This is a genomic window from Streptococcus mitis (assembly GCF_047464035.1).
Classification (GTDB): Bacteria; Bacillota; Bacilli; order Lactobacillales; family Streptococcaceae; genus Streptococcus; species Streptococcus mitis_DX.
Window position 1 is genome coordinate 19,504 of record NZ_JASHCQ010000013.1, and the last position, 21,211, is coordinate 40,714.

Annotated in this window: 24 protein-coding genes; 4 read left to right on the forward strand and 20 right to left on the reverse strand. The window is 39.0% G+C overall.

Annotation, left to right across the window (positions count from 1 at the left end):
* Window positions 1-6: 6 nt before the first annotated feature.
* The 17 genes from QM818_RS05515 to nagA form a co-directional block, all read right to left on the reverse strand.
* Window positions 7-642 carry a ribonuclease P gene (locus QM818_RS05515; RefSeq protein ID WP_261081315.1) on the reverse strand — a complete coding sequence of 212 codons (636 nt, stop codon included), beginning with the start codon at window positions 640-642 and terminating at the stop codon, window positions 7-9.
* 50 nt (window positions 643-692) lie between these two features.
* A complete protein-coding gene (gene jag, locus QM818_RS05520; protein WP_261081314.1) occupies window positions 693-1,682 on the reverse strand; it encodes an RNA-binding cell elongation regulator Jag/EloR in 990 nt (329 codons plus the stop codon).
* Window positions 1,683-1,699: 17 nt separating this feature from the next.
* Complete coding sequence (locus QM818_RS05525; protein WP_414300007.1) at window positions 1,700-2,524, reverse strand: membrane protein insertase YidC; 825 nt, start codon at window positions 2,522-2,524, stop codon at window positions 1,700-1,702.
* On the reverse strand, window positions 2,499-2,870 hold the full coding sequence (rnpA, locus tag QM818_RS05530) for a ribonuclease P protein component (protein ID WP_033679593.1): 372 nt from the start codon (window positions 2,868-2,870) through the stop codon (window positions 2,499-2,501). The genes QM818_RS05525 and rnpA overlap by 26 nt, the downstream gene beginning before the upstream one ends.
* A 149-nt stretch (window positions 2,871-3,019) precedes the next feature.
* On the reverse strand, window positions 3,020-4,210 hold the full coding sequence (locus QM818_RS05535; protein WP_060806175.1) for an acetate kinase: 1,191 nt from the start codon (window positions 4,208-4,210) through the stop codon (window positions 3,020-3,022).
* Between the two features lie 49 nt (window positions 4,211-4,259).
* Entirely contained in the window at window positions 4,260-5,213 is a 954-nt protein-coding gene (locus QM818_RS05540) for a class I SAM-dependent methyltransferase (protein WP_261219580.1), read from the reverse strand.
* Window positions 5,214-5,273: 60 nt separating this feature from the next.
* Entirely contained in the window at window positions 5,274-5,861 is a 588-nt protein-coding gene (locus tag QM818_RS05545; protein WP_061087534.1) for a class I SAM-dependent methyltransferase, read from the reverse strand.
* A 32-nt stretch (window positions 5,862-5,893) separates the two neighbouring features.
* Window positions 5,894-6,307 (reverse strand): competence type IV pilus minor pilin ComGG, encoded by a 414-nt coding sequence (gene comGG / locus QM818_RS05550; protein ID WP_061087533.1) that lies wholly within the window; start codon window positions 6,305-6,307, stop codon window positions 5,894-5,896.
* Window positions 6,285-6,746: a competence type IV pilus minor pilin ComGF gene (gene comGF / locus QM818_RS05555; RefSeq protein ID WP_061087532.1), complete on the reverse strand. Its 462-nt coding sequence runs from the start codon at window positions 6,744-6,746 to the stop codon at window positions 6,285-6,287. The genes comGG and comGF overlap by 23 nt, the downstream gene beginning before the upstream one ends.
* On the reverse strand, window positions 6,709-7,011 hold the full coding sequence (comGE, locus tag QM818_RS05560; RefSeq protein WP_050492328.1) for a competence type IV pilus minor pilin ComGE: 303 nt from the start codon (window positions 7,009-7,011) through the stop codon (window positions 6,709-6,711). Before comGE ends, comGF begins: the two co-directional genes overlap by 38 nt.
* A complete protein-coding gene (gene comGD, locus QM818_RS05565; RefSeq protein ID WP_261081317.1) occupies window positions 6,974-7,378 on the reverse strand; it encodes a competence type IV pilus minor pilin ComGD in 405 nt (134 codons plus the stop codon). The genes comGE and comGD overlap by 38 nt, the downstream gene beginning before the upstream one ends.
* Window positions 7,371-7,697: a competence type IV pilus major pilin ComGC gene (comGC, locus tag QM818_RS05570; RefSeq protein ID WP_004257466.1), complete on the reverse strand. Its 327-nt coding sequence runs from the start codon at window positions 7,695-7,697 to the stop codon at window positions 7,371-7,373. Before comGC ends, comGD begins: the two co-directional genes overlap by 8 nt.
* A 1-nt stretch (window position 7,698) precedes the next feature.
* Entirely contained in the window at window positions 7,699-8,715 is a 1,017-nt protein-coding gene (gene comGB, locus QM818_RS05575; protein ID WP_414300017.1) for a competence type IV pilus assembly protein ComGB, read from the reverse strand.
* Complete coding sequence (gene comGA, locus QM818_RS05580) at window positions 8,663-9,604, reverse strand: competence type IV pilus ATPase ComGA (protein ID WP_414300008.1); 942 nt, start codon at window positions 9,602-9,604, stop codon at window positions 8,663-8,665. Before comGA ends, comGB begins: the two co-directional genes overlap by 53 nt.
* Before the next feature lie 76 nt (window positions 9,605-9,680).
* The gene (locus QM818_RS05585) at window positions 9,681-10,046 is read right to left on the reverse strand and encodes a DUF1033 family protein (protein ID WP_000286406.1); all 366 of its coding nucleotides are present in this window, start codon (window positions 10,044-10,046) and stop codon (window positions 9,681-9,683) included.
* A 151-nt stretch (window positions 10,047-10,197) separates the two neighbouring features.
* Window positions 10,198-11,256 carry a zinc-dependent alcohol dehydrogenase family protein gene (locus QM818_RS05590; protein ID WP_414300009.1) on the reverse strand — a complete coding sequence of 353 codons (1,059 nt, stop codon included), beginning with the start codon at window positions 11,254-11,256 and terminating at the stop codon, window positions 10,198-10,200.
* Between the two features lie 161 nt (window positions 11,257-11,417).
* On the reverse strand, window positions 11,418-12,569 hold the full coding sequence (gene nagA / locus QM818_RS05595) for an N-acetylglucosamine-6-phosphate deacetylase (RefSeq protein ID WP_101786331.1): 1,152 nt from the start codon (window positions 12,567-12,569) through the stop codon (window positions 11,418-11,420).
* Window positions 12,570-12,880: 311 nt separating this feature from the next.
* Between nagA and QM818_RS05600 the strand changes: the two genes are divergently transcribed.
* Genes QM818_RS05600 through QM818_RS05610 form a run of 3 tightly spaced genes read left to right on the forward strand, consistent with a single transcriptional unit; the run spans window position 12,881 to window position 16,321 of the window.
* Window positions 12,881-14,164, forward strand: coding sequence for a DNA cytosine methyltransferase (locus tag QM818_RS05600; protein WP_224218884.1), 1,284 nt, complete (start codon window positions 12,881-12,883; stop codon window positions 14,162-14,164).
* 1 nt (window position 14,165) lies between these two features.
* Window positions 14,166-15,014 carry an NgoPII family restriction endonuclease gene (locus QM818_RS05605; protein ID WP_125453044.1) on the forward strand — a complete coding sequence of 283 codons (849 nt, stop codon included), beginning with the start codon at window positions 14,166-14,168 and terminating at the stop codon, window positions 15,012-15,014.
* Window positions 15,015-15,031: 17 nt separating this feature from the next.
* Complete coding sequence (locus QM818_RS05610; RefSeq protein WP_125453043.1) at window positions 15,032-16,321, forward strand: DUF6161 domain-containing protein; 1,290 nt, start codon at window positions 15,032-15,034, stop codon at window positions 16,319-16,321.
* Between the two features lie 108 nt (window positions 16,322-16,429).
* Here the strand turns inward: QM818_RS05610 and QM818_RS05615 are convergent, their stop codons facing one another.
* Together QM818_RS05615 and tgt are read right to left on the reverse strand one after the other, a co-directional pair.
* Entirely contained in the window at window positions 16,430-18,247 is a 1,818-nt protein-coding gene (locus QM818_RS05615) for an acyltransferase family protein (RefSeq protein WP_261033311.1), read from the reverse strand.
* A 101-nt stretch (window positions 18,248-18,348) separates the two neighbouring features.
* A complete protein-coding gene (gene tgt / locus QM818_RS05620) occupies window positions 18,349-19,491 on the reverse strand; it encodes a tRNA guanosine(34) transglycosylase Tgt (RefSeq protein WP_001285237.1) in 1,143 nt (380 codons plus the stop codon).
* A 116-nt stretch (window positions 19,492-19,607) separates the two neighbouring features.
* Between tgt and QM818_RS05625 the strand changes: the two genes are divergently transcribed.
* Complete coding sequence (locus QM818_RS05625) at window positions 19,608-20,465, forward strand: DUF975 family protein (RefSeq protein WP_414300010.1); 858 nt, start codon at window positions 19,608-19,610, stop codon at window positions 20,463-20,465.
* 26 nt (window positions 20,466-20,491) lie between these two features.
* Here the strand turns inward: QM818_RS05625 and pcp are convergent, their stop codons facing one another.
* Window positions 20,492-21,136: a pyroglutamyl-peptidase I gene (gene pcp / locus QM818_RS05630; protein ID WP_261033318.1), complete on the reverse strand. Its 645-nt coding sequence runs from the start codon at window positions 21,134-21,136 to the stop codon at window positions 20,492-20,494.
* Window positions 21,137-21,211: the final 75 nt, after the last annotated feature.

A 21,211-nucleotide genomic window follows, 5' to 3' on the forward strand; every position in this document is an offset into this window, starting at 1 on the left:
GATATTTTACGGATTATCTAATTTTCTTGTAGCTAAATAATAGGGAAGAATTTTAGCATAAGATTTCAATATACCTTCTACGATTTCTTCTTCAGATAAATTTGCAGTCACAGGAACATCTGCTTTAACTAACACTTTTCGAATTTCTTGACTGCCTATCTTCTCAATTAAGATTTGACGATTTTCTTCGTTCGCCTCCCATCTTTGACTTTGACCATTATAGTAGACTAGATAATAGATCCCTTCTACCGCTAGAACTTCTAGGACCTTGGCCTGCTTGCCTAAAGTTTGCTCATCCTTCTTGCGCTCGATGAAACTGACTTCTAGTGATACTCCAAAATCTGAAGGACTTCCATATAAACGTAAAGCCAGCATAGGCTCTGTCACTTGTCCGTCTCTCTGTAGATAGACCCAGAAATGTGGTCGCAAACGTTGCGCCTGATTCATCCACTGGCTAGTCTGTTGGAGTTGCCATTCTGGATGGCTTGCTTGGAAAGCTTTGGCCAATTCTGTAAAAGCCTTTCGGGCCTCTTGACCTTTGTGGCGCAATTCCAGCATTTTCTCTCGCTCTTCTCCCGCTTTATCTGGATTACAGTACTGCAAACCAGCAAAGTCTAGATAGTTTCTTATCTCATTTAACATCCGTTTAACCTCTTCTAACTAGCAAAAAATCAGGATAAACCTGATTTTACTTACTCTGTATCTACAACGACATAGCGATTTGGCTCGTCACCTTCAGAGTAACTAGTCACGCCATCCATACGTGAAATAATACGATGGATAATCTTACGTTCGCTATTTGACATTGGATCCGTTTGATGACTGCGGCCTTCTTCTAAAACACGAGTCGCCAATTTTTGCGCATAGGTCTGCAAGACTTCTGCACGGTGTTCGACATAATCGTTGACATTGATTGTAATGTAGAAGGTTCTTGAATAGCGGTTGTAAAGATAATTTTGAGCCAACAGCTGCAAGGCCTTCAAAACTTTACCATGGTAACCGATAATACGACCTGGTTCATTGGTGTCAATTTGTAGATTAATGCTACGACGGTTATAATCATTTGAAAGTGTGGCTTCAACATCCATGTCATCAATGATTGTTTGAACATAAGTCGTTACTTCCGTAGCTACTTGTTCAATATCAAAGCTCGGCTCCACCTTTAAGCCCAAATCTTCTAATTCTTGACTTTCAGTTTCTTCAGCTTGAATCTCAACAATAGGAGTTGCTACTTCTTCTCGGAAACCAGCTTCTTCAAGCTGTAATTCATTTAGAATCTCAATATGCCCAGTTTCTTCCAAAATAGTGCTAGCATGTTTTTCATTTTTCAAGATTTCAGCCTTAACTTCATCAGAAACACCTTGGCCTTCCTCTTCAATCTTTTTAATTGCTTCTACAACATGCCCCAAATCAACTGTAGCCTCGCTGACTGTTTTAACTGGTTCATTTTGTTCATTAATTTCTTTAGGAACACCCTTTACAGCCTGCTGATTAGCTTTAATAACCGTTGTTTCACTAATAGCTTCAATATCAACTTGAGCTGGTTTTTTACCAAATAAACCAAGAAAGCCATTTTTTTCACGAGAAATGACTTTGATGTGAGCCTTCAGTCTTGGGATATCTAATTCTTTCAATCCTTTCTGGATTGCTTCTTCAACAGTTGAACCTGTAAATACTACCATTACCAGATTCCTCCTTATTATTTCGTTTTCTGAGCCTTTTTCTTGGCTTTTCTTTTTCTATTTTCCAAATCTTTCTGTGCCTGAACTACCGCCTCGCGCTCTGCGATAATCTTAAATGGATTGTTCAAGAAATAGGTTTGCAAGACTTGATAAGCATTGGACACTGCCCAGTAGAGAGCGACTCCGCTCGGAGCATAAACCCCAAAGATAAAGATCAAGACTGGAATCCCATACATCATCGCAGTCGTAGCTCCGTTACGCTCAGACAAGGCTTTATTGGATAACCAAGTACTTAAAAAGGTGAATACTGCTGCTAAAATCGGAAGCACGAATGTTGTATCCACATCACCAAGATTAATCCATAAGAAATGACCTGTCTTCAAAAAGTCAACTCTTGATAGAGCTTGAAACAAGGCCAAGATAAGTGGCATCTGAATCAAAATCGGCCAAAGAGAATCTGACTGTCTGACACCCATTTCTTTAAAGACTTTACGCATTTCCTGCTCTAGCTTGGTTCTGCTTTCCATATCTCGACCCTGATATTGTTCTCGAAGCGCCTTAATGCGTGGTTGAGCTTCCTGCATTTTTCTAGAAGCCACCATTTGCACTTGAAAGACTGGCAAGAGCACTGTACGAATCAAGATTGTAAAGAGAATAATTCCCACTCCGATACTAATATCAAACGATAAAAAGCGAATGACCTCTGCAAAGAAGTAAACCAATTTACTCCAAAAATCAGTCGAATCTGCCGTAATATCGCTAGTTGTCCCATTAGTTGCACAGGCTGTCATGATAAATAGAGATAGACCTAGCAAACTAGTCAACTGTAATTTCTTTTTCACTCCCATTTCCTTCCTGGTAGATCTTTGATAATTTTAATACGTGGAGTAGATTTTTCTCCATCTCTGCGTATCCCAAGGTTTCAACCCCTTTTCGAGCAATGACAACAAAGTCGACATCTTCTACCAGACTCCCTTTTGCATTCTGGATAATATGACGAATCCGTCGCTTGATTTGATTTCTAGTAACTGCATTCCCCAGCTTTTTGCTAACTGATAGACCTACTCGAAAATGGTTTTTCTGGTTTTCTAATTGGTAGACAACAAATTTGCGATTAGCAAAACTTGTTCCTTCCTTGAAAATCGCCTTAAAATCTTTCTCTCTTTTTACACGAAAGTTTTTCTTCAAAACTCAACTCCATCTATTAAATTACTACTATTATACCATATTTTTCAAAAAAGCCAATCATAGCAAGGTTTTGGACAATTTCATCAGAAAAAGAAGCTGGAAAAATCACTTTTCCAACTCCTTGTACGGAATATTTTTTCTGATTTTAGTTATTTTTTCAAACGTTCAACATCACGGGCAATAATTAATTCTTCATCTGTTGGAATAACCAAGACACGGATTTTCGCTGCATCTGTTGAGATGTCTCCTGTCACACCAAAGACGTTCTTTTCTGGGTCAACATCACAGCCAAACCAAGAGATACCTGAGATAACATCTTCACGTACAGCAGCTGCATTTTCTCCGATACCTGCTGTGAAGATAATAGCATCTGCTCCATTTAGGACCGCAAGGTATTGACCGATATGCTTTTGGATACGATCAACATACATTTCATAGGCTAAAGTAGCATCATGATCCCCTTCTTCCATAGCAGCAATTACATCACGCATATCACTAGATTTACCTGAAACACCCATAAGTCCTGATTCACGATTAAGGACGCGACTAATATCTTCAGGCGTGTTAAAGTCCTCTGTATATTGCATTAAATAAGGAATGATGGCTGGGTCAATATCTCCTGTGCGAGTTCCCATCATCACACCGCCAAGTGGAGTGAAGCCCATTGAAGTATCGACAGATTGACCACCCTTAACTGCTGTAATAGAAGCACCATTACCGATGTGGCAAGTAATTAACTTCAAGTCTTCTAATGGACGTCCCAAGAGTTTTGCAGCTTCTCCTGCTACAAACTGGTGGCTTGTACCGTGGGCACCGTATTTACGAACCTTGTTTTCTGTGTAGTATTTTGTTGGTAGAGGGTAGCGGTAAGCTTTCTCTGGCATACTTGTGTGGAATGAAGTATCAAACACAACTACACTGGTAATATCTGGCAACAATTCCTTAAAGGCACGAACACCTGCTGCATTGGCTGGATTGTGGAGAGGAGCTAACAAACTCAACTCTTCAACTTTTTCTAATACATCACCTTCAACAACTGTTGATTCTTTGAAATATTCTCCACCTGCCACAACACGGTGGCCAACACCTGTAATCTCATCGTAAGCCTTGATAATATCGAAACGAATCAAGTCATCCAATAAGATTTTAACAGCTTGTGTGTGATTTTCGATATCCAAAATTTGTTGTTCAGAACGGCCATCAAATTTTACAGTTGAAATTGAATCTTTCAAACCGATACGTTCAATCAAACCTTTCGCTAACACCTTTTCTTCTGGCATTAAGTATAATTGCCATTTCAAACTTGAACTTCCTGCATTGATTGCAATTGTTTTTGTCATAACAAGACTCCTCTTTTAAGCGTTTTCATCTATTATAACAAAATCTATTTTATATTTCAGTACCTTGAGTCCATTTTTGAAAATTTTCTTTAAATTTCATTAAAACAATTGCATCTTGCAAGCTAGAAAGTGGATAAACAAAGGGTTCTACTGTAATATCAGTTTTCTTTTGTAAGATAAAAATCGTCTTAGATTGTTTAGCACTGGCAAAAAGATTTTCAGGCAAACTAATCATGGCAACTAGATTCGCCTCCTCTTTCAACCACCCTTTCAATAAATCACTTTGAGGACTGGTCAACAAATCACTCGGAGCTAGAAAAATAGCGTAGCCATCTGATTTGAGGTACTTAATCCCTTGTTCCATGAGCAAGTGATGGGCGTAGGTATGTTCTTGACTAGAAGCAACTTGATGACGCGCTGCAACGGCATCATCAGGATAATAGCCAACAGGCAAGTCGCTGATGACCACATCGCTTTCTTTGAGCATTTGTGGACGAACGGCATCTCCTTGGACAAAGCCAGCCTGCAAACCAATCACATCTGCCATACTAGCTGCCAAATCAATCAGCAAATCATCCACTTCCATTCCCAAGTAATCCACTTTTTTATCAAGCGAGGTCAAGAAAGTAGCGCCCAAAATTCCCATTCCAGAACCCATTTCGAGGATAGAAATTTCCTCCTCTTTAAACAGCTCTTCCACGATAAACACCAAAAGTAAAGCAATGGCGTCCGGCGTAAACTGGTGATTGGCCTGTAAAGGCTCCGTTTGCCCTGCCTTCATCAAGAGAAATTGGTAGGTCTTGAGCCATTCTTCCTTGCGAAGCGCTAAACGCTTAAGGGCCTGATTATTCTCCTTGACCTGATTTAGCTCAGTCTCACCATCCAGATAGATGCTGTTTTGCTCCACCAAGGCGTCATAAAAGTTGGTCGCCAAATCACTTTGGATAATTTGGACATTCTCTAGTAAATACGTATAAGCTTGTTCAATTTTTTCAAAATCCATATTCCTATCTTATCAAATTTCCCTTCTTTTTTCCATCCTTATAGAAAAATCACTCCCTGACTAGGCGAGTGATTTTTGGGCTACTGTTAAAAAGAGTTCTGAGTAATTTCCTTGAAACAGGTCTTCAGCGCTATAGAGAATCTGACTATGCACCGATGAAAAACCATGATCAATTAGCTTGTTTTCCAGTTCACCTAAATCAAATCCATGATGGTTAGCTTCTGTCTTGGTAAAATCGGCAATAAGGAGTCGCCCATCTTCCTTCAAATGCTGATGAAACAGTGAGAGAGCTGCATCCAAATCAGGCATATGATGAAGAACCCGACTAACAACAATGCAATCAAACTCTTGCTTCAAGGGATTTTTCAGTAAATCGTGCTCCAAAAACTGGATATTCTTGATGTCTTGCTGCTCTGCTTTCAAACGAGCCTGCTCCAGCATTTTCTCAGAAATGTCTACAAGAGTGACTGACTTAGCCTGCTTGGCTAGGGGCAAAGCTAATAGACCCGTCCCACCACCAAAATCCAGAATTTCTTTGTCTGATAGAAGATCAAGCTGTTTCTCGACCGCTTGACAAACCAAGTTTGCAAGAAAGATATTTTTAGGGGAATCGAAAGTTTCTGCTTTGTGGTTAAAATCATGTTTCATGCTTTTAGTTTAGCACAAAGTAGCTTGATTAGCTAGGAATTCTCTTTCTTTTCAGGCTTCTTTTCCGATTTTTTCCTCTCTGCTTGATCACTTGAATCAGTCGCTGCCTCTTTCTTTTCATCTGTTTTCTCTTCTTTGATTTTGACTGAAGGAAATAGGAACTCATATTGGCTCTTAGGCGTGTGAACCCTTGTCACCAAGTTTGTTTTCTTATTTTGATAACTCACCTGACCCAGATTAAAGGCCTGTTCTCCACTTTCTTGTTCAGCTTTATCCTTGGTTCGCTTGGCCATGGCAAAAGCGATTAACTTTTCTTTATCCAAAGCATAGTCTTGATAGTGGGCGACTTGTCGGTTCAAGTAAAATTGCAACAAAAGACTAAAGATGGCTGCCATGGTGACTGCATAGAGGAGAACTCCCGCCTTAACTTTTTTCTTTTTCCACACGATAGATGAACTCCCTTTCTAAGCCTTTTTGAAACTGGAAACGAAAACGAACCACTTGATTGTCCTCTGTAATTTGAGCTGATTTGAGTCCATAAACCATAGGTTGATAACCCCGTCCACTGGCATCGGTTTTCCGAAAATCATCTGATTTTGACTTACCTATAGAAATATCCTTGCCATCCTGCTTCACATATATACGATTACCTTCCACTTTTTCGAACTGCGAACGGTCTAATTCTGCCTCCAGCTGATCCACAAACAAGAGCCACTCCTTTTGCTCGCTTTGTTGCTGGTAGCGAACTTCTGAAATGAGGAGCTGACTCATGGCCTGAAATAGGAGTAAACTTCCACTGATGACAATGAGAGCAATCAGGGATTCCAACAAGGTAAAAGCCTTGACCTTATGGCTCTTTGATAGCCAACAACTGTTCTGAACCATGGTAGACCTCCAATCCCTTTTCACTAGAAAACACCTGAATCTCAACTCCGTTGATGTTTACCTGATTTTGACCTGTCTGCAGGGCCATCTTAGCTACACGCAAGACTTCTTCCTTTTGCAAGATTCTTGCTTCTTCCTGCCTATTCTTCTGAATTTGTCCCAAAAGGAGAGTCGCAATGCTAGCAAAGATAGCTAGAGCAACTACTGCTTCCAGTAAAATCACTGCCCTAATTTTTTGTTTCCTTAATGCGTTTAATTTTTCCATTTCCTAGATATAATTGATAGCGAATCGTTCCTTTACCGGTCTGAAATTCAACCTTAGCCAGGGACGAATTGCCCCCAGCTCGGTCAAATATGATACTTTGTCCCGATGGTGCTTGAATTCCTTTAGGAACTGTCAACTTTTGACTGCCGTTACTGATCATCTGCCCATCTAAGTTTAGACTAGTCTTTTGCTGACTGGCTACACTACGTTTTTGGGTTTCCCTATAAAGTTCTTCAAACTCCATAAAGAAAATCTGCTCCTCTACCGCCGCAAAAGTGGATTGGACAGAGCCGGATAAGCCCAAGGCAAGGATACTCACAAGTCCCAAAACTAAGAGACTTTCCAGCATGGTAAAAGCCTTAATCATTGACTGTACGATTTTTTCCTCCATTTTTTGTATAGTATTCATTATAGGCTTTAGCCTGCTCTTCTGTGATTCGCCCATCTGCTTGTAACTTGCTTAGGCTAGCCTCTTCATTTTTATCTAAGCTATAAAGCTCTGCCTGGCTTTCTACCACCTTCACAACAGCTGCTTTTCCTTTGTCGTTAACTGCTTCTTTTTGCTTGGTCAAATTAGGCACAAATAGCAAGAGAAGTACGCTGATAATCAGCAAGACCACCAACATCTCCACAAGTGTGAAAGCCTTCACTTTCGCTTTTTTCAAGAATGTCATCATTTTTTTCATGTTAAAAATTTACCTCCATATTTTGATACATGGGCATGAGCATTGCCGCATAAAGTAAAACGATAATCAGAGCCACAAAGATAAAAACCAGCGGCTGCACCAAATTCATGGTGCGGTTGACTCGGGTAAAAAAGGCTTCCCAAGTTTTTTCAGCATAGATTTCCAACTCACTACCCAGCTTGGACTTGACTTCCCCATACTCGATGATGAGACTCAATTCCTTTCTAAAGAAAGGATAGGTTCCTATAGTTTGAGAAAACTCACGACCATTTTGGAGAGCTTGAGCTAAGTCTTGACCGATTTCTTTAAAGAGCTGGGAACCTTGTTCCTGCATCATCTGAAAAATCTGCGTCAGCTCCATTCCCTGCGAAATCATATTCCCCCATTCACGCGCGTAATAGGCCGTCAAATAGGTCTGCACAAAGATTCCAAGAAAGGGAAGACGTGCTAAGATAGAAAAGACGCGCATCTTCGAACTTCTTTTATAGAAAGTGAGTGCTGAAAGTGCAAGTACGGAAACAAACCCTACCATGCCTAGAAAAATTTGTGGCAGATTGCCGATAATTTGGGTGGCAATATTACTACTATCCAGTTGAGGTAGTAGGTAGTTACGTAGCCCCAGCATAATTAAGAGAAGAAATCCCAGCAAAATCAAAGGATAGGTCGCCACTTCGATTAGTTTTTTCTTGACCTTGGCCAGATTGTCTAGATACTCTTCTATCTTTCCCAAACTCAGGTGAAGATTCCCATGAACTTCAGCTAGGGATAACTGGGTGACAATGGCACTTGAAAATCCCAAACTTTCCATCATTTCTGAGAATGATTTCCCCTGAGACAAGCCCGTGCGCATCTGAGTCACACACTGCTTGTCCAATAAGGCACTCCTATCTAAAAAGGAGATGGTCTCCACCAGATGAAAACCGCTGGAAAAGAGATTGTTAAACAAAGTAATGATATTTTTTTGCTTAGCTGTAGCTAATTTTTTCCGTTTCAGCCTGAAGACTTGTGATATGTCCATCTTTAAGAAGCTGGTCAATTTGTTCATTCCAGCTAGTTGGCTGGTGTTCTTGATAGTCTTTGTTTGCAAAGTCAACGATTCCTCCTCCCCCAATTAATCTCTGATAGCAGACTCCTTGCAGAACGACTGCCAATTCCTCCGCAGTCACACCCAACTCCAGCAGGCGTTCATAAACACCTCGGATACTCTTGGCGTGAATGGTTGAAAAGACTGTCGCCCCTGTCAAACTGGCTCTGACCACTGCACGCGCCGTCTCGCTGTCCCGAATTTCTCCGATAATCAGGAGATCAGGACGATGCCGTAGGGAAAGTTTGATGAGATTTTCATAGGTCAACCCGATTGCTTCGTTCAACTGCAACTGAAGCATGTCGTCCTGCTTGATTTCGACAGGATCTTCAATGGACATAACTTGCTGTCCTTTAAATATTGATTTAGCCAATTCGTGCATCAAGGTTGTCTTGCCACTGCCGACTGGACCAGCAAAAAGATAGAGTCCCCGTTGCCTGTACTGCTTACCCAGTTCTCCAATATCCTGAAACCAAAAATGTAAATCTTGCTCCTCATCGTGCAACAAGCGAATGACTAAACTCTCATGTCCTCGATAATCGCCTACAGTAGATAGACGTAGAGATGCCATCTTCTGGTCATATTCATAATCACAGGAACCAAGTTGACTACGTCTCTTCTCCCCAACATTCATACCCGCTACAAACTTAAAGTGACTGATAACGGCCGCAAATTTTTCAAAATCATAAGAACCGATTTTACAGCGCTTGTCTCCGACCCTCATATGAAGCTCATAGGCGTCTAACTTGGGGACAAAATAAATGTCTTGCGCTCCTTTTTTTCGAGCCGAACGAATGATTTCTTGTGCAATTTCTTGAACCATACTTACCTCCTCAACTATACTATTCGCAAAGAGTTGGAAAAATAAAAAAAGCAACTCCAAAAAAGTTACTTTTTCTCTAATTTAATTTCATACGGCAAGAACGGTGCCTTTCCTTACCTGTTTGTTTTTCATAGCCTGGGCGTAATTTTTCATCTGGAATAACCTGCTCGTCCTGCAAAAGAGCCAAAGAATGGTATTGTTGTAAATACTCGTCACATTCATCACACCAACGTTGGTCTTCTGGATCCCAGAAAATGGTCATCAAGTCACTTCTACTTTTATAAAGAGGGGATTCTTGTTCCAATCTAAACCAGCAAGTTTTGTAGTATTTGAGAGCATCATAATACTGATCAAATTTCTTACTAGCTACAATATCTTCTTCCCAACCTTCTAAGAACCACCAAGGTTCAAAATCTCCATACATTTCTATAACACGATACATATTCATTCATTTCCTTTGTATCGTATATTATAACTAATTCCATTAAACAAGGAAAGAAATATGCTCATTTCTTAATTTTTTGATAAAAAATCCAGCCATCTGATGAATGACTGAATTTCTATTTGCTTGTGTTCCAAAATGTTTTTACTACTTAAGCTTCTGAAATATCGTTTTCGATGATGACCTTAATTGCATGGTGGTCTGCTGCTTTACTGAAAACTTCATAGGCTTTTTCAATTTCACTTAGTTTGAAATAGTGAGTTACCAATTTTTCTGGTTCAATCTTATGACTTTCAAGTGCTTTCAACAATTGTGGAGTTGTATTTGTAGATACCAAACCAGTTGTTACATTGATGTTGCGAATCCAAAGTTTATCCAAGTCGAATTCAACTGGTTTACCATGTACACCACAGTTAGCAACCGTTCCGTCTACACCGATAATCTTTTGACAAAAATCAAATGTTGCAGGAATACCAACAGCTTCGATAGCAACATCCACACCACGACCATCTGTCAAATCATAAATTTCTTTAATGGCTTTTTCAGGGTCTGAAGAATTAATCTTGTGAGTCGCACCAAATGATACAGCAGTTTCCAAGCGGTTATCGTCTAAATCCACCATAATCAATTTAGCTGGTGAATAGAATTGGGCTGTCAAAAGAGCAGCCAATCCAACTGGACCTGAACCAATAATGGCTACGCTGCAACCAGGTTCTACTTTCCCTTTCAAGACACCAATTTCATATCCAGTAGGTAGAATGTCTGATAGCATAACCAAGGCTTCATCTGACAAGTTTTCTGGAGTGTGGTAAAGAGTGTTATCTGCATGAGGGACACGTAAATATTCAGCCTGCATACCATCAATCAAGTGACCGAAAATCCAGCCTCCTTCGTCTTCACAGTGGGCATAAATCCCTTTTTTACAGTAGTAGCATTTTCCACAAGCACAAACACAAGAAATCAAGACCTTGTCGCCTTTTTTGAAGTTAGAAACTCCTTCCCCAACTTCTTCAACAATCCCAATCCCTTCGTGACCAAGAATGGTACCACTTTGGCAAGCAGGGACATCCCCTTTGATAATATGGAGGTCTGTTCCACAAATAGTAGTTTTTACGATACGAACAATAGCGTCTGTTGGCTTGCGAATCACTGGTTTATCTACATCAACAAAAGAAGCAAGTCCTGGTTTAACATAAGTATAGGCTTTCATAAAGCACTCCTCCTTTTTTTATTTGTACTATTTACAATATAATTGTAAGCCTTTTCATTTGTTTGTTCAAGATTTTTTGTGATTTTTTTAACTTTTTTATTTACCGGTAAAGTAATATAGATAAAAAAGCAGAAGCTAATCTCTAACTTCTGCTTTCTCTCTTATGCTTGATAACGTTTCACACCGTCTAGGTAGGTTGCTACCAATTCCAAATCTTTATCTAGTACGATAAAGTCCGCGTCATAACCTTCACGGATTTGACCACAGACATCATCAATGTGAACAGATTTTGCTGGGTTAAGGCTGGCCATCATGACTGCTTCATGCGGATTCGCAATACCCCACTCGACTACATTTCTCATACCATCTTTAAGTTTGAGGATAGAACCTGCCAAATTACCAGTAGATTTGAGACGTGCAGTTCCATTGGCAACCACTACTGGAAATTCTCCCAACATATAGTCACCGTCTTCAAGCCCACCAGCTGTCATACAGTCCGTAATAAGAGCGATGTTTTCTGTCCCCTTTTGCTTAAGTAAAATCTCACAAGCTTTTGGATCTACGTGGTGACCATCACAAATCAATTCTGCGTAAGTATGTGGGAGCTCATACATAGCTCCTACCATACCGAGTTCGCGGTGTGTTAAACCACGCATCCCATTATAGGCATGTACCCATACACTAGCTCCAGCATCAACTGCCTTCTTAGCTTGTTCAAATGTCGCATCTGAGTGTCCAAGTGCAACTGTCACACCTTCACCTGTAATAGTACGTACAAAATCTTCCACCCCATCACGTTCTGGTGCAATAGCGATTTTATTTAGCATCCCTTTTGCAGCATCCTGCCAAGAATGAAACTCCTCAACACCCGGGTCTCTCATATAAGTTGGATTTTGTGCCCCCTTAAAAGTTTCTGTGAAATATGGACCTTCATAATAAATCCCACGAATCTTAGCACCTGTTGCTTCTTTATAATGGTTTCCAAGATTTTCAGTGACTGCAAGCAATTGCTCATAAGTGGCTGTTAAAGTTGTGGGCAAGAAACTGGTAACACCGGTACTAAGAAGTCCTTCACTCATAGTATGCAATGTCCCTTCAATGTTGTTGTCCATCACATCTACACCTGCATATCCATGAATATGAGTATCCACAAGACCTGGTGCAATGCTATAACCAGTATAGTCAAGAACCTCTGCTCCTTCAGGAATTTGATCCACATGTTTCCCAAATTTGCCATCAACAAGTTCTAAGTACCCACCGCGACGAATGCCAAATGGATAGAAAAACTGATCCGCTTTAACGTAATTAGGCATAATAATGACCTCCTTAAAAGATTACTTTTGATATTTATTATGTCAATTACATTATAAACTTTTCTGATTCATTTGTAAATGGTATAGACCTATTTTCTAGAGATATTTTAAAAGAGCTGTAACTTATCAAAGTAACTTCCATCTCTCTCCCAAAACTGGAAGTTACTCTCAGACGACGAATTATGCTAGAATTAAATCCGAGACTTTTCGCAAGCTAACTAGGATATCGGGTAATGAATTTAAACCTTCTGCTCATTAGCTTTATATGGTATAATGGAAGTTAATTATTGATAGGAATCGGATTGTAATAAATGAGAGAAAAAACTAAGCAAGCAAATCGCTCACGAGGAAAATTCAAACCAGAAACACGCAATTTATCAAATGATGAGGTTAAAGAGATACTTCTTCAAAAAATTTCAGAAGAAGAGCTATCTGTACCTGAAGATGAAAAAGATATAAGTTTGTTGTTAAATATTGACAGCAGAGAAAATAAATTTAATGTAGTTTCATTATTCAGCGGTGCTGGAGGACTTGATTTAGGACTTGAATTGGCTGGGTTAAGTAGCGTTATTGGTGATAAAAAAGCTTTAGAATATTTCAATTCTGGAAAAGAGACATTTAATAAATATCGTTCAGAAAGTATTTTTCATACGATATATACAAACGATATGTTTAAAGAAGCTAATATGACTTACAAATTAAACTTTCCTAAACATGTCACTCAGCATGAAAAAGACATCCGAAAGGTTTCTCATTTTCCAGAATGCCAAATTATGATTGGGGGCTTTCCTTGCCCTGGATTCTCAGAAGCTGGACCACGACTTATAGATGACCCCAGAAATTTTTTATATATCCATTTTATTCGTGCACTCATTCAAACTCAACCTGAATTTTTTGTAGCAGAAAATGTTAAGGGAATGATGACTTTGGGTCGTGGTGAAGTATTAAATCAAATTGTAGCTGATTTTGCAGCGGCTGGTTATACCGTCACTCCTCATTTAGTAAATGCTAGAGATTATGGGGTTCCTCAGTTGCGTGAGCGAGTTTTTTTAATTGGTGTTCATAAAGAAAAAATCGAACAAAAATATGGTTTTCATTATCAACTACCAGAGGCTACTCACAGTAATCCTAATGAAATTGACTTACTCGAAGAAAAACTACCTTTCGTAACACTAGAACAGGCTATTGGGGACCTTAAAAATAACCCAGGACCATATTTTCAAGGTGAATACTCAACAATCTACATGAGTCGAAATAGAAAAAAGAGTTGGTCTGAACAATCTTTTACTATTCAGGCATCTGGTCGCCAAGCTCCTCAACACCCAGGTGGTGAACCTATGACAAAAATTGAAAAAAATAAATGGATTTTTAATGGCGATATAAATAGGAGACTTTCTATAAAAGAAATCGCCAGAATTCAAACATTTCCAGATTGGTTTGAGTTTTCAGATGGCGGAAATATGAAACTTAAAGAAAATGGACGAATTGATAAAATTTATAAGCAAATTGGAAATGCAGTCCCTGTATTATTAGCAAAAGCTATTACTCAACCCATATCAGATTTTATATATAAGGAAATTGTTAAAGGAAAATAATATGGAAGCGAATATTTTAACAGCAGTTATTAACATTATAAAGAGTCATAACTCCAATCTTCAAGAAATTTATATGGGTTCTAATCGAGCTAATTCAATGGGAGATGCTCTTGAAAAATATATTGTCGATAGCTTTGCTGACACGATTTTAGAAGATGACGAATCAGCCCGAATACTGAAAGTAAATCAAGTTTTTTCATATCTGGGTAATGATTCTAATCCACCTGATGCTATGTTGAAAGGCGGAGCAGCCATTGAAACTAAGAAAATCGAAAGTCGTAATTCTCAGCTTCAACTTAATAGCTCAAGTCCTAAATCTAAACTTTACGTTGATGATTCTCGATTAAAACAAGCTGCTCGTGAAGCAGAAGAATGGAGTGAGAAAGATTTTATTTATTCAATCGGTTTTGTAAATAATAGACAGCTCAGAGAGTTAGCATTAATTGACGCCTCTGTTTATTGTGCTGATAAGATAGTCTATCAAGATATTTTTGAAAAAATAAAATACGGCATATCAAGCATTCCAAACGTTAATTTTTCACCAACTCAAGAACTTGGGCGAGTAAATAAGATTGACCCATTAGGAATAACAAGTCTTCGTATTCGTGGTATGTGGCTACTTGATAATCCTTTTACTGTTTTTAAATATATTTATACCCCAGTAGAAGAGGCTGATTTCAACTTATTTGCATTAGTATCATCACAGCATTTTGATAACTTTAACAATAAAGATGAGCTACTATCTTTAGCTAATAATACATGCAATCTATCAATTATTGATGTAAAAGTTAAAAATCCAAATAATCCTGCACAACTTATTGATTGTAAGAAAATTAATTTTCACTTTTAACTCTATTGAGGTAAATAATGAGTTTTACGAAAAAACAAGTATCAAATTTTCTAAATGATAAAATTCTCTTTAGATTCACTATTTCTAGCGATTTTATAATTGATTTTCACGAATACAAAGAGTTTTTTACATTTGATGAGCTTGAAAAAATTATAAAAAGTAACCTTACTTATTGGAGTTCAATTTATGACATAGCTCCCAATAATTTTATGTCAAATTGGAAAAATTTGAGCGATAAGTTTAATTTAATAAGAAAATATATCTTCGAGCTTGAAGAATTGAATATCGATAAAATAAATGAACAACTTTACTATAATTTATCAAGTAGTCGTGAATCAATAGAACAAGATAAGATGGTATACATATTATCAATAAGTTCTCCTATTGACAAAGATTCAGAAATTCGTAAACTAAAAAGTTTCGTTTCTTTCTATACTCAACAATCTCAAGACAATCTTAATGAAGCTATCAGAAATTTTATTTATCTCTCTAAGTATAATAATGCTATAGGTAGTTATTTATCAAATACCTCTCAATATGTATTTTATCCAGCACTATATTTACTTAGAAAAAACTTTTCAAACATTAAAGAGAATATATCTGATTTTGAAACAAATATAGTAGCTCCTCTAGCTAGCAAGTTGAAAGATATCTCAGACAACTCCGATGAACAGTATAGAGAAATTACGTCATTCACAGAAGATAAACATAATAAAATTCAGGAACAATTCGATGAAAAAGTTTCTGAGTTTGCTGAATTTCAAAAATCTCTCAACGACTGGCAAAAAGAAAAGCAAAATAAGCTTAAAGATTTAGAGGAAACATATAAAAATAAGCTTTCTCTAGAGGCTCCAGAGCAACTTTGGAATGAGCGTGCTATAGAACATCAAAAGCGAGCTACAAAATGGACATGGTTCCTTATTGGTGCAGTCTTAGCTTTAATATCTGTTTCAGTAATATTAGTTCTCGTGATACACGACTATTCTTTAAATGTTATCAAAAAAGAGATTCCATTCATATCTGAGTCATTTATACTTATTTCGGTCATTTCATTTTTTATCTACATTGTTAGAGTGTTGATAAAGATTGTGATGTCAAATCATCATTTGGCTACTGAATACAGACAAAAAGCAGCTTTGACGAGATTTTATCAATCTCTAACTTATGCTGGAACTGACATCGATAAAGACGAGCGACTAATAATTATTAACTCATTATTTAGTAGAGTTGAAACAGGACTAGTAAAAACAGATACCTCAAATGATAGCGATACAATTTTAGCTATTTTATCAAAGAATATAAAATAAAAACGGCAATTTGCCGTTTTATGCTTTTATAAGGTGTCTGAACTCAGATTTTTTTAGACTGCTGGATGTCATACTTCCTTTCTCCAACTCTTTTCTTTTAAATACACGTTATTTTGATTTGACTGGCTTGTCTTGAGCTGTTTGCAAGGCTGTGGCAATGGTATCTGCATACAATTTAGCTCCTGCTTCAATCTTACTATTGTCACTTCCAAAATGGACTTGGTCTGTTCCAGTCCAAATTTCTGGATGTTCCTTAGCAACTTGATTCCAATCTGCTATCGTGATGTAAGGAGTCTTCTCTGCCAATTCTCTCATGTAGGCAGCAGCCTTCTCAACGATGGCATAGGTCTCTTTTGTCTTATCCCCCTCATAAGGAGTCACTAAAATCATATGGTGGCCCTTAGGAAGATTTTTCACGATACTATCCCAGTCTTCCTTATAATTTTCAGGATTATTTACCCCTGTTGCAATGACTACCATCTTAGGTAAAAATTTATTCTGGCTATTATTTAGCATGATTTCATTGGCAGTCTTAGTTGTTCTGCTGACCTGAGCATTAATCTGTGCCCCTGGAAGGGCTGTCTGTAGTGCTGTATTTGCCCTTAAAGCCACCGAGTCACCAATTAACATAGTGCCATCAGCAATCCCCAAACTATTTGCATCTGCTCGTTCTGCCATCACCTTGGTCTGACCAATATTTGTTGCAGCTTGCTTCAAACCATTGACAGTCAAATCTATCTCAAACGCTCCCACTTGTGGTGCTAACAAAGTCACTAAGAGGACAATGAAGGCCAAGATTCCTGTACTTGTTGCAAGAATTGCGTGAATATAAGGCAGGGGACGAAGAGCTTGTATAGCAGGTGTGTTCTTGCCTGCAATCCAAGGCTCCAACACATAAAATGATAGGCTAGCAAATCCATAAGAAAAAATCAAAGTCAGTAACACAGCAAGAAGATTTGATGTCAGTTGTGAGAAAATGATATAGAAAGGCCAATGGAAGAGATAAACCGCATAGCTAGTATCTGCTAAAAAACTAATCATCTTTGGTTCCTGCATATTAGGAGTCTTTTCATGTAAGACACGCGCTGCAAGGATCATAGCAAGAGCTGCAAGACTGGCAAGCAAGAAGCCTATAAGATAGGCAAAGAGATAGGTAAATTTGACAAAGAAGGTCAAAATGAGTAAAAAGCCAAAACCTCCTCCAAAAACTAAAAGGGTCTTGCGTAAATCCCAGATTTTATCCAACTGCTTGACGAGGGAAGTCGTCTGACGAACGCCTACAATCGTTGCTAGGATACTTCCCAAAAAGAATGGATAGACATGAGTTAAACTGGAGAAGTAAACAGAGGAATAAGAGGTCACTAGAAAACTACCAATAAACATGGAGAAGAAGCTGATCAAGAAGGCAACAGCAGATAAGAGAAAGACCATTCCTCTCAACTGACCATTTGATTTAGCCTGTTTAGATAAGAACCAAACTGCCAATCCCCAGAGGATATAGTAGTGAACCTCAACGGCCAAGCTCCAATTATGAACAAACAAATGAGGAATGAACTGAGATTCATAACTCCCTCCTGTTAGGAGTTCATAGAAGTTGGTCATAAAGCCTAAAACACCCGCAATCTGACCTCCAATTCCAGCCACATAGTCTTGGCGAACTAGGAAGGTAAAGGGCATGGTTACCAAGACCATCAAAACCACAGGTGGCACAATCCGATAAAAGCGTCTCCTAAAAAATCCAATCAAGTCAATCTCATGATTTTTAGAAAACTCTTCGATAAGTAGAGCCGTAATCAAGAAACCTGAAAATGTGAAAAAGACATCTACCCCGAAAAATCCTCCAGGAAAGATGGTCTGAAAGAAATGATACAAGAGTACCAGTAGTAAACCTGTAATTCTAATCAAGGAAAACCATTTAATGCGCATACGAGTTTATTCTCCCTTTCATTATACACTTTAATTCTATCAAAAAAAGAAGAAAAATCCCAAGAGAAAACTTAGGATTTTTAGCTTATATCCATTCCATTTTAGAAATTACGGCCTGACTTATTGTAGCCATATTTTTCTACAAAATACTCACGGAATTCCAAGAGATTGTCATCCATGATGGCTTGTCGAACCTGCTTCATCAGGTTAAGTAAGAAGTAAAGATTGTGGTAGCTAGTCAAGCGGATACCAAAGGTTTCATCAGCCTTGAGGAGGTGACGAAGATAGGCGCGTGTGTAATTCTTACATGTGTAGCAATCACACTCAGGATCCAGTGGCGTAAAGTCCTCAGCAAACTGGGCATTTTTGACAACCAAACGCCCTTGGCTGGTCATACAAGTTCCGTTACGAGCGATACGAGTCGGCAGGACACAGTCAAACATATCCACCCCACGAATCACTCCATCGATCAAGCTATCTGGTGCTCCCACACCCATCAGATAGCGAGGTTTGTTTTCAGGCAGCAGTTGGGTTGTGAAGTCCAAGACGGCATTCATCTCCTCGTGGGTTTCTCCCACTGCCAAACCACCGATAGAGTAACCTGGGAAATCCATACTGACAAGGTCGTGAGCTGATTGGCGACGAAGATCTTCAAATCCTGCCCCCTGCACAATTCCAAACAAACCTTGGTCATGTGGACGACGGTGAGCCTTCAAACCACGCTCAGCCCAACGGCTAGTGCGCTCGATTGATTTCTTAACATAGTCGTAAGGTTGATAAAACTGAGGACATTCGTCAAAGGACATCATGATATCTGAACCTAGATTGTTCTGAATAGAGATGGCCTTTTCTGGAGACAGGAACATCTTGGAACCATTAAGATGGTTTTTAAAGGTTACCCCTTCTTCTGTGATATTACGGCTATCTGCTAAGGAATAAACCTGAAAACCACCACTATCTGTCAAAATAGGCTGGTCCCAATTCATGAACTTGTGGAGACCACCAGCGCGTGCGATGAGTTCATCCCCAGGACGAAGCCAGAGATGATAGGTGTTTGACAGGATAATTCCCGAACCCATCTCCTTCAATTCTTCAGGCGACTGAGTTTTGACAGTGGCTTGTGTCCCAACTGGCATAAACATAGGTGTTGGGAAGGTACCGTGGGGAGTGATGATTTCTCCCAGACGAGCTCCTGTATGTTTTTCTTTCTTAATCAAACGATATTTGATTGGTGAATCTGACATTTTTTACCTCCGAAGCTGGGAAAGACAGTCCCAGTTCATACTTTGTGCCCAAGGGCATACTGTATGATTTTATCAAAAAAAGTAGGAACTGTCACGAACTATGGTATAATGAGAGAATGAAATACCCAAAAATTGATTTAAAAACCGTTCGTCTGCAAGCCAGACAATTTCAGGCTGAAAATCCCCGCCTCTTTCTCGTCTATCTCTTACCTAGCATACTGCTCATCTTATCTGGCTTCCTCAATCCCTTAGAGCGCATCAACGAGAGTGTTTTAGAACAACCCTTTTTAAGCGTGTTTGGCCATGTATTCCAAGCCTACCTTTTTCCACTATTAGTCTCCTTTATCGGAGCTATTCTTCTAACCAGTTCCGTCTATACAACGCTAAAACTTATAAAGAACCCAGATACAGAACTATCCATCAAAAATAGTCTCACTCTCTTTAACGAAGAGTACTTTTCACAAACCTTTTTGACTCTCCTTCTCAAACGTTTCTATCTCTTCTTATGGAGCATTCCTAGTTTGCTTGGAATTTACTTCCTTTTTTACAGTAGCTTTCTTGCAAAGAAATTCGTTGCCCTTCACCCTGAGTTTCCCAATCTGGATCTCACGTCAATTGAAACTGAGCGTTTCCTCATGACCTTTGGTCTTTACTTTCTAGCAAGTATCCTCTTGATGATTGTCGGAAATAGTCTCTATATCCCACAATACTATGCCTATTCGCAGGTAGAATTTCTCCTCTGTGATACCCTAGACTTAGGACAAGCTAAACCAGGGAAAATCCTAAAAACCAGCCGTTTCCTGATGAAAGGCTACAAGTTCCAGCGTTTCGTCCTAGACTTACAACTCCTTCCTTGGTACTTCCTCAATTGGATTACCTTTGGAATTGCTAGTTTCTCACTCCTACCCTATATTCAAATCATTAAAATGATTTTTTACCGAGCAGTACTGGCTCGAAAACGTCCAAAAGCTTGAAGGTTTTCCCTCAAGCTCTTTTTCTATCAATGAGTTTCTCCGCCTACCAACTTGAGGTCCTCATCTCCATATTCTATCATGGCTCCGATTGCTGCTTCTATCCCTCGCCTAATGTCCACTAAACTCATAGCTGGAGTAGTCGGTCGATTCACCACCTGTTCCATCATATAAGGAATGTGCATAAAACCTGCCTTAACATGTGGAAATTTCTTTTCTACCAAATAGAGAGCCTGATACATCAAATGATTGCAGACAAAAGTCCCTGCCGTATTGGAAACAGAGGCCGGCAAACCTTCTTTTTTTATAGCTTGAACCATCGCTTTAATCGGTAGACTACTAAAGTAGGCCGGAGCACCGTCCGCTCGAATGGGAAGGTCAATCGGCTGATTACCCTCATTATCAGGAATCCGTGCATCATCTTGATTAATAGCTACTCGCTCAGGTGTCAAGCTGGTTCTTCCACCTGCTTGGCCGATACAAAGGACAAAGTCAGGTTGATAACGACTCATTTCTTCTTCCAATACTTGAGCCGATTTGTGAAAAACTGTCGGCACCTCTAGCCAACGGACCTCAGCACCATGGATTTCAGCTGGTAAACCTTTAATGGCCTCCAAAGCTGGATTAACCTTTTCCCCTCCAAAGGGCTCAAAACCGGTCACTAATACTTTCATTCCTAACTCCTCAAAACAAATTCAATGAGATTTTTTTCTTAAAAACAAGTATAACATATTTCCCTTATTCTGGAG